Raw genomic sequence first — 15,660 nt, 5'->3', positions numbered from 1 at the left:
AGTATTTGGACCAAGAAGAAGCCGGGCGCGTCAGCCCGGCTTTTTCATGGCGCGGCCCGCGGCATAGGTTTCGACCACCGCCCGGTCGTCGCCCATCGTGGTCAGCACGAACAATTCGTCGGCCAGATCGGCGGCGCGGTCCATCCGCAGCCGCATGGCGGGGGTGGCGCGGGCGTCCAGCACCACCAGATCGGCCTCGGTTCCGGCGTCCAGCGTGCCGATGCGGTCGGCCAGCCCCATCGCCAGGGCGTTGCCGCGCGTGGCCCAGTGCATCAGTTCCAGCGGATGCAGCCGGTGGCCGCGCATCTGCGAGACCTTGTAGCCCTCGCCCAAGGTCCGCAGCATCGACCAGTCGGTGCCGCCGCCGATGTCGGTGGCGATGCCGGTGACGACGCCTTCGCCGTGCAGGCGCTTGCGGTCGAAGAGGCCGGAGCCGAGGAACAGGTTCGAGGTCGGGCAGGCGATGGCGCGGGTGCCGGTCTCGGCCATGCGCGCAATCTCGACATCCGACAGATGCAGGCAATGGCCCATCAGGCTGCGCTGGCCCAGCAGGCCGAAGTGGTCATAGATGTCCAGATAGTCGCGCCGGTCGGGATAAAGCTGCATGGTCAGCGCGATCTCGTCGCCGTTTTCCGACAGATGCGTCTGGATCGGGCAGTCGGGGAAGTCCTGCGCCAGCGCCTGCGCCGCCGCCAGCTGTTCGGGCGTCGAGGTGATCGCGAAACGCGGTGTGATCACATAGGAAAGCCGCCCCTGCCCGTGCCAGCGCCGGGCCAGCGCGGCGCTGTCGTCGTAGGACGTCTGCGCCGTGTCCAGCACGCCAGGCGGGGCGTTGCGGTCCATCATCACCTTGCCGACGTTCATCCGCAGCCCACGCCGGTCCGCCTCGGCCAGCAGCGCATCCGCCGACGCGGCGTGGCTGGAGGCGTAGACGCTTGCCGTGGTCGTCCCCGCCCGCGCCAGTTCGTCCAGGAACGCACCCGCCGCCCAGGCCGCGTGGCCGGGGTCGGCAAAGCGGCTTTCCTCGGGGAAGGTGTAACGCGTCAGCCAGTCCAGCAGGTCCGACCCCCAGCTGGCCGTGACCTGCAGTTGCGGGAAATGGAGATGCGGGTCGATGAATCCGGGCAGGATCAGATGCGGCCGGTGGTCGATCTCGGCCAGGCCATCAGCGCGAAGGGCGGCGTAGTCGCCGACCGCCTCGATGCGCCCGTCGGCGACGATCAGCGCGCCGTCCTCGACATAACGGTGCGCTTCGGCGCTGTCCGAGGGGTCGGCGTGGAACGTCAGCAGGCGGCCACGAATCAGCGTTCTCATGCGTCGGTCCTGGCAGGGGTCAGCAGGCGGGCCGCGATTTCGGTGGCGGCGAAGGCGGCGATGACGGCGGGGCGCTTGTCGCCCGTCGGGTTCGCCCCGATGGGGCAGACCAGCGGGGCGGGGTCGATACCCTGCGCGCGGGCGTGGCGGGCAAAGGCCGCGCGTTTCGTGGCGCTGCCGATCATGCCGACATAGGCGGCGCGGCGGCCCTGCGCCAGCGCCTCGGCGGCCAGCAGGAAATCCAGCGCGTGGTCGTGGGTGACGATGACGATGGCGGCGCCGAGGCGGGCGGCGCGGATCTCGGATTCGGGCAGGGGCGTCAGGCGGGTCGGAACGTCGCCCGCCTGCGCCAGTTCCCCCGCGCGGCTGTCGATCAGCACCGGCGCCAGCGGCAGCGGGGCCAGCGCGCGGGCCAGCGCCCGGCCCACATGCCCCGCGCCAAGGATGAGAACCTGCGGGCGCGGCGGCTCCGGCGTGGCGGGCGCGCGGTCCAGCACCAGCGCGACGCGCCCGCCGCAGCATTGCCCGATCTCGGGGCCAAGGGGCACGTCCATCGTGGCGCGATCCTCGGCCCGCGCCAGCATCGCACGGGCGCGGTCGATGGCCATGTATTCCAGCGCCCCGCCGCCGATGCTGCCGGTGACGGTGTCGGCGCCGACCATCATCTCGGCCCCTGCCTCGCGCGGGGCGGACCCGCGCACCGAACTGATGCGGACGCGGATCATCGCCGCAGCCGTTCCACCGCCATCAGCACCCGTTCCGGCGTCGCGGGCGCGTCCAGCCGCGGGTTCTCGCGGTAATCCGCGACCGAGGCGACCGCCATGCCGATGGCCTGAAAGGCCGAGATGCCCAGCATCAGCGGCGGCTCGCCGACCGCCTTGGACCGCTTGATCGTCATCTCGCGGTTTTCCGACCAGTCGGCCAGCGCCACGTTGAAGATGCGCGGCCGGTCCCCCGCCAGCGGGATTTTATAGGTCGAGGGCGCGTGGGTCCGCAGCCGGCCGGCTTCGTCCCACCACAGCTCCTCGCTGGTCAGCCAGCCGACGCCCTGTATATAGCCGCCCTCGACCTGGCCGATGTCGATCGCCGGGTTCAGGCTGCGGCCCGCGTCGTGCAGGATGTCGGCGCGCTCGATCAGGTATTCGCCGGTCAGCGTGTCCACCGACACCTCGGTCACGGCGGCGCCATAGGCGAAGTAATAGAACGGCCGCCCCTGCCCGGTCTTGCGGTTCCAGTGGATTTTCGGCGTGCGATAGAACCCGGCCGCCGACAGATGGACGCGGGCGAGATAGGCGGTTTCGATGAACCGCGACCATTGCATCGCCTCGCCGCCCATGTGGACGCAGCCGCCCTCAAAGCGGACCTGATCCGGCGTCAGCCCCTTGGCGGCGCAGGCGAAATCGACCAGCCGCGCGTGGATCTGCTGGCAGGCGTCCAGCGCCGCCATGCCGTTCAGATCGGTCCCGGAGGAGGCCGCGGTGGCCGAGGTGTTGGGCACCTTGTCGGTCGCGGTGCGGGTGACATGGACAAGACCCAGATCGACCTGAAAGGCGTCGGCCACCACCTGCGCGACCTTGACGTGCAGGCCCTGCCCCATCTCGCAGCCGCCGTGATTCAGGTGGATGGACCCGTCGGCATAGACATGGACCAGCGCGCCCGCCTGGTTGAAATGCGTGGCGGTAAAGCTGATGCCGAACTTGACCGGGGTCAGCGCGATGCCGCGGCGGATCGGGCCGCCGCCCGCCTGCGCCCGCGCGTTCCAGTCCAGCACCGCCTGCCGCCGGCGCTGGTAATCGGACGAGGCTTCCAGATCGTCCAGCAGGCGCGGCAGGATCATGTCCTCGACCGTCTGGTGATAGGGGGTCAGGTCGCCGTCGCGGTAAAGGTTGGCGCGCCGCACCGCCAGCGGATCGCGGCCCAGCGCATAGGCGATATCCTCGACCATGCGTTCGGCGACGATGACCCCCTGCGGGCCGCCGAAACCGCGAAAGGCGGTGTTCGACACCGTGTTCGTCCGCATCGGGTGCGACCGCAGCCGCACCGCCGGATAGAAATAGGCGTTGTCGCCGTGAAACAGCGCCCGGTCCGTCACCGCCTGCGACAGATCGGCCGAAAAGCCGCAGCGCGCGTAATAGTCGCCGGTGACGCCCAGGATGCGCCCTTCGTCGTCGAACCCGACGCTGTAATCCACGACGAAATCATGCCGCTTGCCCGTGGCCGTCATGTCGTCGTCGCGGTCGGGGCGCAGCTTGACCGCGCGGTCCCAGCGTTTCGCCGCCACCGCCGCCACGCAGGCGAACAGGTTCATCTGGGTTTCCTTGCCCCCGAACCCGCCGCCCATGCGCCGCATGTTGACGACCACCGCCGCGGCGGGCACCCCCAGCGCGTGGGCGACCATGTGCTGCACCTCGGTCGGGTGCTGGGTGGACACGTGGATGGTGATCTCGTCCCGCTCGCCGGGGATGGCCAGCGCGATCTGGCCCTCCAGATAAAAATGGTCCTGCCCGCCGATGGTGAACCGCCCGTCGATGCGGCGCGGCGCGGATGCCAGCGCCGCGTCGGCGTCGCCGCGGGTCAGGGTCAGGGGATCGGCCACGTAATCCGCGCCGCCGTCGCGGGCGGCGATGGGGTCCAGCAGATGCGGCAGCGGGTCATAGTCGATGCGCGCCAGCGCCGCCGCGCGGCGCGCCTGGTCGCGGGTCGTGGCGATCACGGCGAAGACCGGCTGGCCCCAGAACCGGACCTCGCCCTCGGCCAGGATCGGGTCGTCGTTGCGCCCCTGCGGCGAGACGTCGTTGCGCCCCGGAAGATCGGCGGCGGTCAGCACGCCGACGACGCCGGGCGCGGCGCGCACCGCGTCAAGGTCCATCTCCCGGATGCGCCCGTGCGCCACCTGCGACAGGCCCAGATAGGCGTGCAGCGTGCCCGTGGGTTCGACGATATCGTCAGTGTAATCGGCCCGGCCGGTGACGTGCAGCGTGGCCGAGTCATGCGGGACGGATTGATGCACGCCGCCGCGGATAATGCTGTCGGTCGCGTCCTTCATGGTCAGTCCCCCGCGACGCGGGCCAGCCGCACCGGCTGGTCGCCGCCCGCCTGTTCCAGCCAGAACCGCCGGAAAAAGTTGCGCGCGATGGCGCGGCGATAATCGGCGCTGGCCCGCCAGTCGCCCAGCGGCTGGAAGTCATCCTGCACCGCCTCGCCCGCAGCCGCGAAGGTTTCCGCCGAAAACGGCGCGCCGGTCAGCGCCGCCTCGGCCGCTGCGGCGCGTTTCGGCGTCCCCGCCATGCCGCCGAACGCCACGCGCGCGGATGTGATCACGCCGCCTGCCACCTCGATGCGGAACCCCGCCGCCACGGCCGAGATGTCGGCCGACTGGCGTTTCGAGATCTTGTAGGCCGCGACCAGCGCATTGCCCCGGCGCGGCAGGATGACTGTTTCCACGAACTCGCCCGGACGGCGGTCCTGCTGGCCATAGGCGATGAAGAAATCCTCCAGCGCGATCTCGCGCCGCGTGTCGCCGTGGCGCAGCACCAGCCGCGCGCCCAAGGCGATCATCAGCGGCGGGCTTTCCCCGATGGGCGAGCCGTTGGCGATGTTGCCGCCGATGGTGCCCATGTTGCGGACCTGCCAGCCGCCGATGCGGTGCCAATAGTCGCTGACCTCGGGAAACTCGGATTCGATCAGGGGCACGGCCTCGGTATAGGTGACGCCGGCGCCGATGCGGATGTCGTCCCCGACGTCGATCCGCTTCAGCCCATCCAGATGGCCGATGAACACGGCGGGCGAGATCGGGCGCAGGAACTTGGTCACCCACAGCCCCACATCGGTCGCGCCCGCGACGATGGTGGCATCGGGGTGTTCGACCAGAACCGCCGCCAGATCGTCCACGTCGGCGGGCAGGATCGCGCGGTCGTCCCCGCGCGCCACCTCGACCCGGCCCCCCTGCATGGCGGCCAGACGCGCCGTCACCTCGTCCCGTTCGCGCGCGATGCGGTCGCCCGCCTGCCCGCCCGCGGCCAGCACCGCCTGCGCCGCCCGCACGATCGGCGCATAGCCGGTGCAGCGGCACAAATTGCCCTGCAGCGCCGTCTCGATCGCGGTCATGTCGGCGTCGGGGTTGGTCATCCACAGCCCGTAAAGCGCCATGACAAAGCCGGGCGTGCAGAACCCGCACTGGCTGGCGTGGTGGTCCACCATCGCGCGCTGGACCGCGTGCAACCCGCCATCCGGGTCGCGCAGATGCTCGACCGTGACGACGTGGCAGCCGTGGCAGGACGCGAGAAATCGGATGCAGGCGTTCACTGGCTCATAGACCAGCCGGCCGTCGTGCAGGCGGCCCAGCATCACCGTGCAGGCGCCGCAGTCGCCCTCGGCGCAGCCTTCCTTGGTGCCGGTCAGGCGGCGGCCGATGCGCAGGAAATCCAGCAGCGTGTCGGAAGCGCCGCATTCCGTCAGGCGGATCTCGTCGTCGTTCAGCAGGAATTGCAGCATCGGGGCCTCCGCCACACAGCCTAATCCGTTTGGCGGGCAAGGAAAGCCCCCGCCGCGGCCGCCGCGTTCACGGCCTTGCGCAGCGCGGCGATCAGGGCGGCGTCGGCGCGCGGGCGTTCGGGCGCGATGCGCAGGCTGCCCAGCGGGCCGGTGACGGGGCGGGGCACGCTGCACGACGCATGGACCGCATCCACCCCGCAGGAGGCCAGCGCGGGGACATGCGCCGGAACGACCCCGCCGCCGGCCATGACCTGCACCCGGCCCGCCGACTGGCGCACCAGCGCGGCGAGTTCCCCGGCCCCGTCCACCGCGCAGGGCGCGTGGCCCGCGGTCATGATCCGCGTCACGCCCAGCGCCACCGCCGTCTCAAGCGCCTGCGCGGCGTCCGGCGTCACGTCGAAACAGCGGTGCAGCGTCACCTCCATCGGCCCGGCGGCGTCGGTCTGGCGCGCCAGCGCAACGGCATCCAGCCGCCCGTCGGGGGCCGAGACGCCGATGACGACGCCCGCCAGCCCCGCCGCGCGGGCGGCGCGGATGTCGTCCAGCGCAATGGCGAGATCGGCGGGCGAAAACCGGAAATCCCCGGCCCGCGGGCGGATCATGGCATGAACCGGCACCCCGCAATCGGCCGCAAGGCGCATCAGCCCGGCCGAGGGCGTCAGCGCGCCAAGCGCCAGCGCCGCGCACAGCTCGATCCGGTCGGCGCCGCCGGCAGCGGCCAGCGCCAGCCCCTCGGCGTCGTCCACGACGATTTCCAGTTGCATGCCGCCCCCCCTCGCGCCGCTGCGCGGCTGGCGTTATCACATTCCCGAACAGGGAGGGACAGCGGTGATCTGCGGCGGGCTGGACATCGGCGGGACCAAGATCGAGGCGCGGCTGTTCGACGCCGCGCTGGACACCGTGGCGACCCATCGCGTGCCGACGCCGCGGGACAGCGCGGACGCGTTCTTTGACGCGCTGGCCGGGCAGGTCGGCTGGCTGCAGGCGCAGGCGGGCGCGCCTGACCTGCCCGTGGGCATCGCCATGACCGGCGTGGTCGAGCCGGACAGCGGGATCGCGCAGACCGCCAACCTGCCGATCAGCGGCCAGCCCATGCAGGACCGGCTGGTCGCGCGTCTGGGCCGCCGCCTGCCGGTGATGAACGATTCGATGGCGCTGGCATTTTCCGAGGCGAACGGCGGCGCGGCCGAGGGCTCGGACGCGGCCGTCGGGCTGATCCTGGGCACCGGGGTTGCGGCCGGGCTGTGCATCGCGGGCGCGCCCGCGCCGCGCTATGGCGGCATCGCGGTGGAAATCGGCCATGCGGGCATGCCCGCCCGCGCGCTGGCGCGCCACGGCCTGCCGCTGTGGCCCTGCGGCTGCGGGCGCGAGGGCTGCGTGGAAACCTATGTCGCGGGGCCGGGGCTGACCCGGCTGGCGCAGCACGCCGGACTGGGGCCGCTGACCGCGCTGCAGGTGGTCGCGGCAGGGGCGGCAACCGAGCCGGTGCTGGCGATGTGGGCCGATCTGGCGGCGGAATGCCTTGAGATGCTGCAGATGACCATCGATCCGCGCGTGGTCGTGCTGGGCGGCGGGCTGTCGCAGATGCCCGGCGTGGCGCAGCGGTTGACCGATGCGCTGCCCGCGCGGCTGATGCCGGGCGTCCCCGCGCCCGCGATAAGGGTGGCGCGGTTCGGCGACGCCAGCGGCGTGCGCGGCGCGGCGCTGCTGGCGCGGCGCATCGCCGAAGGCGTGCTGCCCTGGACGCCCTGATCGCCCCCGAGCTGACCTGGCGGGATGGCGCGCTGCACCCCGGTCTTTCGATCCGCGTCCGCGGCGGCGTGGTGGATCAGGTGCGGCCGCTGGGCGGCGCGACCCCCGACGCACGTCCGCACCTGGCGATCCCCGGCCCGACCGACCTGCAGGTGAACGGCGGCGGCGGCGTGCTGGTGAACACGACGCCAACGCCGGACGGCCTGCGCGCCATCCGCGCCGCGCATCGCGCCCTTGGCACCCTCGCCATGCTGCCGACCGTCATCACCGACGCCCCCGAGGTGATGGAGGCCGCCGCCGACGCCGCCATCGCCGCCCACGGCGACGGCATCGCGGGCCTGCATATCGAGGGGCCGCACATCGCCCCCGAAAAACGCGGCACCCATGACGCCGCCCACATCCGCCCGCCGGACGACCGCACGCTGGCGGTGCTGGCGCGGCTGCGGGCGGCGGGCGTCCCGGTCCTGCTGACGCTGGCGCCGGAACGCGCCGAGCCTGCGTGGCTGGCGCGGGCGGCGGCCCTGGGCGTGGTGCTGTCGGCGGGGCACAGCATGGCCACGGCGGCGCAGGCGCGGGCGGCCTTTGCGCAAGGCGTGACGATGGTCACGCATCTTTTCAACGCCATGCCGCCGCTGGCGCACCGCGAGCCCGGGTTGGCGGGCGCGGCGATCCTGTCCGACGCCCACGTGGGCCTGATCGCGGACGGCCACCACGTCGCCTGGGACGCGCTGCGCATCGCGCTGGCCGCGCATCGGGCCGATCGCAGCTTTCTGGTGTCGGACGCGATGGCGACCGTGGGGGGGCCGGACCGCTTTGCGCTTTACGGGCGCGACATCGCGGTGCGGGACGGGCGGCTGGTCAACGCGGACGGCGCGCTGGCCGGCGCCCATGTGGACCTTGTGACCTGCCTGCGCCGCCTGCACCGCGACGGCGGCGTCGCGCTGGACCGCTGCCTGGCGATGGCGACCGACATTCCCCGCGCGGCGATGCGCCTGCCGCCGCTTGCCATCGCGCCGGGCACGCCCGCCGCCCATGTGGCGACGCTGGACGGGGAACTGCGCTTTGCGGGATGGCTGGGCTGAGCCCCCATCCTCGCGCCCGGTTGACGAGGGCGTGATGCTGGCGCGCCCGGCAGCGGGTTGATCGCGCGGGGGGGTGCTGCCACACCAATGGGAACGCATCCGAGGTGCCATGATCCTTCCCCGATCCGCCCTGATCGTCCTGTGCGCGGCGCTGGCCGCGCCCGCGCTTGCGCAGCAGGGCGGCGGCACCCCGGGCGGCGACGGCGGTTCCGGCGGCCCGGCCCAGGTCGGCGTCGCCGAACTGCGGCGCGAGGATGTCACCGTGACCGTCACACTGCCGGGACGCGCCGTCGCGGTGGCGCAGACCGCCATCCGCCCCCAGGTCGGCGGCGAAATCGTCGAGATCGCCTATGAACCCGGCGAGCAGGTGGACACGGGCACGGTGCTGTTCCGGCTGGACACCGAGACGCTGGCCGCCGAGCTGACCGCCGCCCAGGTGGGTGTGACCGGGGCCGAGGTCGCCGTCACCGGCGCGCAGGCGACGGTGGACCGCTATGACCGCCTGCAGGGGTCGGGGGTCAGCCGGGCCGAATTGGAAACCGCGCAGGTCTCGCTTGCGTCGGCGCAGGCGCAGCTGGCCGCGGCGCAAGCCGCGCGCGACCTGGCGCAGCTGGCGCTGAACCGCGCGCAGATCCGCAGCCCCATCGACGGCGTGGTGGACATCGCGGCGGTGTCGGTCGGCGACCTGGTCACGGCCAGCCAGACGCAGGCGCTGACCACCGTCACGCAGCTGGACCCGGTCTATGTGGACGTCTCGGAAAGCCGCGCGCGCATCCTGCGCAACCGCGAACGCGCCACGCAGGGCAATTTGCAGCCCAGCGATGGCCCCGACGCAAGGCTGATCCTTGAAACCGGGCAGGATTATCCGCTGGGCGGGCGCATGGTCAGCCCCGGCATCGCGGTATCGGCGACCACCGGCACCGTGCCGTTCCGGCTGGAGTTTCCCAACCCCGACCGGCTGATCCTGCCCGGCCAGTTCCTGCGGGTCGAGGTGACGGTCGGTTCGGTCAACGCCGTGCTGGTCCCGCAGCGCGCCACCAGCCGCGCCGCCAGCGGGGCGCTGACCGCGTTCGTCGTCCGCGACGGGCGCGCCGACCAGGTGACGCTGACCGAAACCGGCACCCATGAAAACGCCTGGATCGTGACCGAGGGGGTCGAGGCCGGCGACGCGCTGGTGCTGGACGGGCTGACCAACCTGCGCGACGGGGCCGAGGTGACGCCCGTCCCGGTCGAGATCGACGCCCAGGGCGTGGTGCGCGAGATCGGGGCCGCCGCCGCTGGCGCCGACACGCCCCCCGCACAGGCGGGCGCGGCCTCCGCACCGGCGGGCGTGGCGCCGCCCCCGGCCGAGGTCAGCGCCGCCGCCGCGCCCGCCCGCCCTGCCGGGGCCGGGCCGACCGCGGCGAACTGATGGCGCAATATTTCATCCACCGCCCGGTCTTTGCCTGGGTGCTGGCCATCGTCACGATGCTGGCGGGGATCTGGTCGGTGCTGGGTCTGCCGGTGTCGCAGTATCCCGACATCGCGCCGACCACGGTCCGCATCTCGGCCAGCTATCCCGGCGCCACCGCCGAGGCGGTGCAGAACTCGGTCACCACCCAGATCGAGGACACGCTGACCGGCATCGACGGGCTGATCTATTTCGAATCCAGTTCCTCGCAGGGGCGGTCGTCGCTGACCCTGACCTTCGACGACAGCGTCGAGCCGACAGACGCGCTGAACGACGTGCAGTCCAAGGTCCGCAGCGTCGAATCGCGGCTGCCGACGCAGGTGCAGAACCAGGGCGTGTCGGTGACGCGCTCGACCTCGTCGATCCTGATGGTGGGGGCGGTCGCGTCGATGGACGGCCGCTATCAGACGGTCGAGCTGGGCAATTTGCTGGAAGAGGTCGTCGAAGGCCCGGTCAAGCGCGTGGACGGGGTGGGCGGCATCAACATCTTCGGGTCCGGCTATGCGATGCGGATCTGGCTGGACCCGCTGCGGCTGGCGCAATACCAGCTGACCCCGTCCGACATCACGGCGGCGGTGGCCGAACAGAACGCCACCGTCTCGGTCGGGTCGCTGGGCAGCCAGCCGGTGACGCAAGGCCAGCAGTTCACCGCCACGATCACCGCGCAAAGTCAGCTGACCAGCGTCGAGGATTTCCGCAACATCCTGCTGCGCACCGGCGCCGACGGGTCGTCCGTCTGGCTGGGCGACGTGGCCGAGATCGAGATCGGGCAGCAGTCCTATGGCAGCGGCTCGCGGCTGAACGGCAACAACGCGGCCGGGTTCGGGGTCAACCTCGAGACGGGCGCAAACGCCGTGGACACCGCCGCGGGCGTGCGCGCGGTGCTGGACAGCCTGCGCCCGGCCCTGCCCGAGGGCGTGGACCTGTATGTGGCCTACGACACCTCGCCCTTTGTCGAACGCTCGATCGAAAAGGTCTATCACACGCTGATCGAGGCCATCGCGCTGGTCATCGCCGTCATCCTGATCTTCCTGCAGAACTGGCGCGCGACGATCATCCCCGTCGTCGTGGTGCCGGTGGTGCTGCTGGGCACCTTCGGCGTGCTGGCGGTGATGGGCTATTCGATCAACACGCTGACCATGTTCGCGATGGTGCTGGCCATCGGCCTGCTGGTCGATGACGCCATCGTCGTGGTCGAGAACGTCGAGCGCGTCATGGCCGAGGAGCATATCGGCCCCGTCGAGGCGACCGAGAAATCCATGCGCCAGATCACCGGCGCGCTGATCGGCATCGCGGTGGTGCTGTCGGCGGTATTCCTGCCGATGGCCTTCATGGCCGGGTCCACCGGCGTCGTTTACCGCCAGTTTTCCGTCACCATCATCAGCGCCATGATGCTGTCGCTGGCCGCCGCGCTGATCCTGACGCCGTCGCAGACCGCGGCGCTGCTGCGCCCGGGCCACGGGCCGGCGCGGTTCGCGCCCGCGCGCTGGTTCAACACCGGGTTCGACTGGCTGACCGAACGCTATGCCCGCGCCGTGGCGCGGATCGTGCGGCATCCGTTCGTGGTGCTGGTGCTGCTGGCGGCGATCTCGGCCGGGGTCTGGGCGCTGTTCACGCGGATGGAATCCACCTTCCTTCCGACCGAGGACCAGGGCGTGCTGATGGCCCAGATCAACCTCTCCGAAGGCTCGACCACCCAGCAGACGCTGGCCGTGGTGCAAGAGGTCGAGCAGTTCATGCTGACCGGGGAATCCGCCGTCGCGTCCACCTTCGGCGCGCTTGGCTTCGGCTTTTCCGGCACCGGGCAGGGCCGCGCGACGCTGTTCGTGCGGCTGAAGGATTTCGACGAACGCCCCAACCCCGACCAGTCGGCATCGGCGATCACCCAGCGGGCGAACGACCGGTTCCGCGACCACCGCGCCGGCCGGGTCAGCTTTGTCCAGCCGCCGCCGATCCAGGGCCTTGGCAACTCGGCCGGGTTCGAGATGTTCATCATCGACCAGTCGAACCAGGGCCTTGCCGCGCTGCGCGAGGCCGCCAAAAGCGTCGAACTGGCGGCCGAATCCGACCCGCGCCTGACCAACGTGCAGGGCCGCGGCGACGAGGATGACGCCGCCCTGCGGCTGGACATCGACACCCAGCGCGCCGAGGCGGCGGGGCTGAGCCTGTCGGACGTGAACGGGATGCTGTCCACGATCTTTGCCGGACGCGAGGTCAACGACTTTGCCCTTGGCAACACGCTGCGCCCGGTCATCGTGCAGAGCGCCGCCGCCTTCCGCATGCAGCCCGAGGATCTCGAGGCGTGGTATGCGCGCAACGCCTCGGGCGAGATGGTGCCGTTTTCCGCCTTCATGTCGGCCCGGTGGGTGCCCGTCTCGCCGCGCCTTGCGCGGTTCGAGGGGACGAACGCCATTTCCCTGTCGGGGTCCGAGGCCGAGGGGTTCAGTTCCGGTCAGGCGATGGACGCGATGGAAGAGCTGGTGACGCAGCTGCCGGGCGGCTTTGGCGTGGCGTGGACGGGGCTGAGCTATCAGGAACGCCAGTCGGGCAATCAGGCGCCCTATCTGTATGCGCTGTCGGCGCTGGTCGTGTTCCTGTCGCTGGCGGCGCTGTATGAAAGCTGGTCGGTGCCGTTTTCCGTCATCCTGTCGGTGCCGGTCGGCATTCTGGGCGCAGTGCTGGCGGCGCTGATCTTCGGGCAGTCGAACGACGTCTATTTCAAGGTGGGGATCCTCACGACCATCGGGCTGGCCGCCAAGAACGCGATCCTGATCGTCGAGTTCGCCCGCGACCTGGAAACCCGCGGCCGCACGCCCGCCGATGCCGCGGTCGAGGCGGCGCGCCTGCGGCTGCGGCCGATCCTGATGACCTCGCTGGCGTTCATCCTGGGCGTGCTGCCGCTGGCGATCGCCACCGGCGCGGGGGCGGCCGCACAGAACTCGATCGGGATCGGGGTGATGGGCGGGATGATGGCCGCGACCTTCCTTGGGATTTTCTTCGTGCCGGGGTTCTATGTCGCCGTGCGCCGCCTGACCGGCAACCGCCCCCCCAAACAGGTCGCGGCGCAACCGGCCTGAGCGGTCAGGCCCGCCCGCCCATCGCCGCGCCAAGGTCGCGCGCCGCCCGCGCCAACACCGGGGCCAGCGCCTCGATCCGGGGGCCGTCCAGCCGGGCGGCGGGTCCGGCCAGCGTCAGCGCCGCGACCGGATCGCCGATGCCGGAAAACACCGGGGCCGCCAGCGCCGCCTGACCGTCCGCCGATTCGCCAAGGTCGGTCAGCACGCCGCGATGGCGCAGCGTCGCCAGATCGGCGGTCAGTTCGCCCTGATCGGTCATCGTCCGCGCCGTCAGCGCCGGCAGCGACCCGCGCCCCAGCAGGTCGCGCGCCCGTTCCAGCGGCAGATGCGCGATCAGCGCCTTTCCGGCCGCGCTGGCGTGCAGCGGCAGGCGCGTGCCCGGTGTCAGGCTGACCCGCAGCGCGGCGTGGGATTCGACCTGCGCCACCACCAGCGCGCCGTCGCCGTCCGGCACCGCCAGCGCCGCGGTCTCGCCGCTGGCGGCGGCCAGCGCGCGCAGATGCGGCTGGGCGCGGTCGGCCAGCCCGCCCCGGCGCAGGAACGCCGCGCCCAGACGGAACGCGCCCGGCCCGACCGCCCAGCGCCCGGTGGCGGGGTCCGATTCCGCCAGCCTGCGCGCCGCCAGCGGCACCAGCAGCCGGTGCATCGTGGAGATCGGCAGGCCCAGCCGCGCGGCCAGCTCGCTGAGGGTCAGCCCCTCGGATTCCGCCAGCGCGGCCAGCGCATCCAGCGCGCGGTCCACCACGCGGGCGCCCGCGGGCGCCTCGCTGCGGCGCGGACGGCCGGGGCGGCGCGAGGGCTGGGCGGCGGGTTCGGCGGGCGTGTCCGGCGGCGTATCGGGGGGCGGGCAGGTCATCGGGTCTGAGGCTGGTCCATCGCAAGCGGCGGCGCAATCGGGTTCCACCCTGTGGAAAGGCGGATCAGGCCTATTGCGCGCCCGTTCCGATGGACCATCATCACAGGCAAAACCGACACGCAAGGACAGGGACCATGCAATCAACGACCCACGCGGGGGCAATGCCGGCCCGCGATGCCGTGGACGAGGTGCTGCCAGCCCCGCGCATGTTCGCGCTGGGGCTGCAGCATGTGCTGGTGATGTATGCCGGCGCCATCGCGGTGCCGCTGATCGTCGGCCGCGCGCTGAAACTGCCGCCCGAGGATGTGGCGTTCCTGATCTCGGCCGACCTGTTCGTCTGCGGCATCGCCTCGATCATCCAGTCGATGGGCGTGGGGGCCTGGCTGGGCATCCGCCTGCCGGTGATGATGGGCGTGACCTTCGCCGCCGTCGGCCCGATGGTCGCCATCGCCAACGCCACGCCCGGACCGGACGGCGCGCGGGCGCTGTTCGGCGCGGTCATCGGGGCGGGGATCGTGGGCATCCTGATCGCGCCGCTGGTCAGCCGGATGCTGCGGTTCTTCCCGCCGGTCGTCACCGGGACGGTGATCCTGACCATCGGGATCTCGCTGATGCCGGTCGGCATCAACTGGATCTTCGGCCTGCAGCAGGGGCCGACCGCGCCCCGGATCGTCGATCCGGCGATGCAGGCCTGGCTGGACGCGCAGATCGCCACCGGAACCGTGCCGGACGGTCTGCGGCTGGCGCCCACCGTGCCCAACCCGCTGTATGCGGCGCCCGGCAACATCGGGGTGGCGCTGGTCGTGCTGGCGGTGATCCTGCTGGTGGCGCGGTTCGCGCGCGGGTTCCTGTCCAACATCGCGGTGCTGATCGGCATCGTGGTGGGCGGCGTGGTGGCCGCGGCGATGGGGCTGATGCATTTCGAAAAGGTCGCCTCGGCCGCGTGGTTCGCGCCGATCGCGCCGTTCCATTTCGGGATGCCGACGTTCGATCCGGTGATGATCGTCACCATGTCGCTGGTCATGCTGGTGGTGATGATCGAATCGACCGGCATGTTCCTGGCGCTTGGCGACATCGTCGGGCGCAAGGTGACGCAGCCCGCGCTGGCCGCCGGGCTGCGCGCGGACGGGGTCGGCACGCTGCTGGGCGGCATCTTCAACACCTTTCCCTATACCTCGTTCAGCCAGAACGTCGGGCTGGTCGGCGTCACCGGGGTCCGGTCGCGGTTCGTGTGCGTCGTGGGCGGGGTCATCATGGTGGTGCTGGGGCTGATCCCCAAGATGGGCGCGCTGGTCGAGGCGCTGCCCACGGTCGTCCTGGGCGGCGCCGGGCTGGTCATGTTCGGCATGGTGGCGGCGACCGGCATCCGCATCCTGGCGCGGGTCGATTTCACCTCGGGCCGGCACAACCTGTTCATCGTCGCGGTGTCGCTGGGGTTCGGCATGATCCCGATGATCGCCAACGACTTTGACCAGTGGCTGCCGCAGGCGACCAAGGTTCTCAGCCATTCGGGCATTTTGCTGGCGGCGGTCGCGGCGGTCGCGTTGAACTGGTATTTCAACGGCGCGCGCCCGGTGGACGAGGATGAGCTGCGCCGCGCGGGCGCCGCCGCCGACGCGCATTGAGGGAAGGAAA

At 71.6% G+C, this 15,660-nt stretch carries 11 protein-coding genes; 5 read left to right on the top strand and 6 right to left on the bottom strand.

The window, feature by feature from the left end:
* Positions 1–30 precede the first annotated feature (30 nt).
* The 5 genes from guaD to EPA64_RS04030 are packed head-to-tail and all read right to left on the bottom strand — an operon-like array spanning position 31 to position 6,572.
* The gene (gene guaD, locus EPA64_RS04050; RefSeq protein WP_134724969.1) at positions 31–1,314 is read right to left on the bottom strand and encodes a guanine deaminase; all 1,284 of its coding nucleotides are present in this window, start codon (positions 1,312–1,314) and stop codon (positions 31–33) included.
* A complete protein-coding gene (gene xdhC / locus EPA64_RS04045) occupies positions 1,311–2,039 on the bottom strand; it encodes a xanthine dehydrogenase accessory protein XdhC (protein WP_134724968.1) in 729 nt (242 codons plus the stop codon). Before xdhC ends, guaD begins: the two co-directional genes overlap by 4 nt.
* Positions 2,036–4,360 (bottom strand): xanthine dehydrogenase molybdopterin binding subunit, encoded by a 2,325-nt coding sequence (xdhB, locus tag EPA64_RS04040; protein ID WP_134724967.1) that lies wholly within the window; start codon positions 4,358–4,360, stop codon positions 2,036–2,038. The genes xdhC and xdhB overlap by 4 nt, the downstream gene beginning before the upstream one ends.
* Positions 4,361–4,362: 2 nt before the next feature.
* Positions 4,363–5,808, bottom strand: coding sequence for a xanthine dehydrogenase small subunit (xdhA, locus tag EPA64_RS04035; RefSeq protein WP_134724966.1), 1,446 nt, complete (start codon positions 5,806–5,808; stop codon positions 4,363–4,365).
* A 20-nt stretch (positions 5,809–5,828) separates the two neighbouring features.
* On the bottom strand, positions 5,829–6,572 hold the full coding sequence (locus tag EPA64_RS04030) for a copper homeostasis protein CutC (protein ID WP_134724965.1): 744 nt from the start codon (positions 6,570–6,572) through the stop codon (positions 5,829–5,831).
* Here EPA64_RS04030 and EPA64_RS04025 point away from each other — a divergent pair.
* The 4 genes from EPA64_RS04025 to EPA64_RS04010 all read left to right on the top strand — a co-directional run bounded on the left by EPA64_RS04025 (position 6,571) and on the right by EPA64_RS04010 (position 13,169).
* Positions 6,571–7,560: an ROK family protein gene (locus tag EPA64_RS04025; protein WP_134724964.1), complete on the top strand. Its 990-nt coding sequence runs from the start codon at positions 6,571–6,573 to the stop codon at positions 7,558–7,560. The genes EPA64_RS04030 and EPA64_RS04025 overlap by 2 nt on opposite strands.
* Positions 7,561–7,640: 80 nt before the next feature.
* Entirely contained in the window at positions 7,641–8,642 is a 1,002-nt protein-coding gene (locus tag EPA64_RS04020; protein WP_246026596.1) for an N-acetylglucosamine-6-phosphate deacetylase, read from the top strand.
* A 109-nt stretch (positions 8,643–8,751) separates the two neighbouring features.
* Positions 8,752–10,053, top strand: a complete 1,302-nt coding sequence (locus EPA64_RS04015; protein WP_134724962.1) for an efflux RND transporter periplasmic adaptor subunit — start codon at positions 8,752–8,754, stop codon at positions 10,051–10,053.
* A complete protein-coding gene (locus tag EPA64_RS04010; protein ID WP_134724961.1) occupies positions 10,053–13,169 on the top strand; it encodes an efflux RND transporter permease subunit in 3,117 nt (1,038 codons plus the stop codon). Before EPA64_RS04015 ends, EPA64_RS04010 begins: the two co-directional genes overlap by 1 nt.
* A gap of 4 nt (positions 13,170–13,173) precedes the next feature.
* On the opposite strand, the gene EPA64_RS04005 is transcribed toward EPA64_RS04010, so the two are convergent.
* On the bottom strand, positions 13,174–14,025 hold the full coding sequence (locus EPA64_RS04005; protein ID WP_134724960.1) for an IclR family transcriptional regulator: 852 nt from the start codon (positions 14,023–14,025) through the stop codon (positions 13,174–13,176).
* 134 nt (positions 14,026–14,159) lie between these two features.
* On the opposite strand from EPA64_RS04005, the gene EPA64_RS04000 reads away from it, so the two are divergent.
* The gene (locus tag EPA64_RS04000) at positions 14,160–15,650 is read left to right on the top strand and encodes a nucleobase:cation symporter-2 family protein (RefSeq protein ID WP_246026595.1); all 1,491 of its coding nucleotides are present in this window, start codon (positions 14,160–14,162) and stop codon (positions 15,648–15,650) included.
* The last annotated feature ends 10 nt before the right edge of the window (positions 15,651–15,660 follow it).

The sequence above is a fragment of the Paracoccus luteus genome (genome assembly GCF_004522155.1).
Lineage (GTDB): Bacteria > Pseudomonadota > Alphaproteobacteria > Rhodobacterales > Rhodobacteraceae > Paracoccus > Paracoccus luteus.
The sequence above is the reverse complement of the archived record's forward strand: the minus strand, read 5'-3'. Positions and strand labels throughout refer to the sequence as shown.

What these genes read in the sequence shown, in the direction of transcription:
- guaD (WP_134724969.1), bottom strand. Translation starts at nt 1,314, where the DNA reads ATGAGAACGCTGATTCGTGGCCGCCTGCTGACGTTCCACGCCGACCCC.
- xdhC (WP_134724968.1), bottom strand. Translation starts at nt 2,039, where the DNA reads ATGATCCGCGTCCGCATCAGTTCGGTGCGCGGGTCCGCCCCGCGCGAG.
- xdhB (WP_134724967.1), bottom strand. Translation starts at nt 4,360, where the DNA reads ATGAAGGACGCGACCGACAGCATTATCCGCGGCGGCGTGCATCAATCC.
- xdhA (WP_134724966.1), bottom strand. Translation starts at nt 5,808, where the DNA reads ATGCTGCAATTCCTGCTGAACGACGACGAGATCCGCCTGACGGAATGC.
- EPA64_RS04025 (WP_134724964.1), top strand. Translation starts at nt 6,571, where the DNA reads ATGCCGCCCCCCCTCGCGCCGCTGCGCGGCTGGCGTTATCACATTCCC.
- EPA64_RS04030 (WP_134724965.1), bottom strand. Translation starts at nt 6,572, where the DNA reads ATGCAACTGGAAATCGTCGTGGACGACGCCGAGGGGCTGGCGCTGGCC.
- EPA64_RS04015 (WP_134724962.1), top strand. Translation starts at nt 8,752, where the DNA reads ATGATCCTTCCCCGATCCGCCCTGATCGTCCTGTGCGCGGCGCTGGCC.
- EPA64_RS04010 (WP_134724961.1), top strand. Translation starts at nt 10,053, where the DNA reads ATGGCGCAATATTTCATCCACCGCCCGGTCTTTGCCTGGGTGCTGGCC.
- EPA64_RS04005 (WP_134724960.1), bottom strand. Translation starts at nt 14,025, where the DNA reads ATGACCTGCCCGCCCCCCGATACGCCGCCGGACACGCCCGCCGAACCC.
- EPA64_RS04000 (WP_246026595.1), top strand. Translation starts at nt 14,160, where the DNA reads ATGCAATCAACGACCCACGCGGGGGCAATGCCGGCCCGCGATGCCGTG.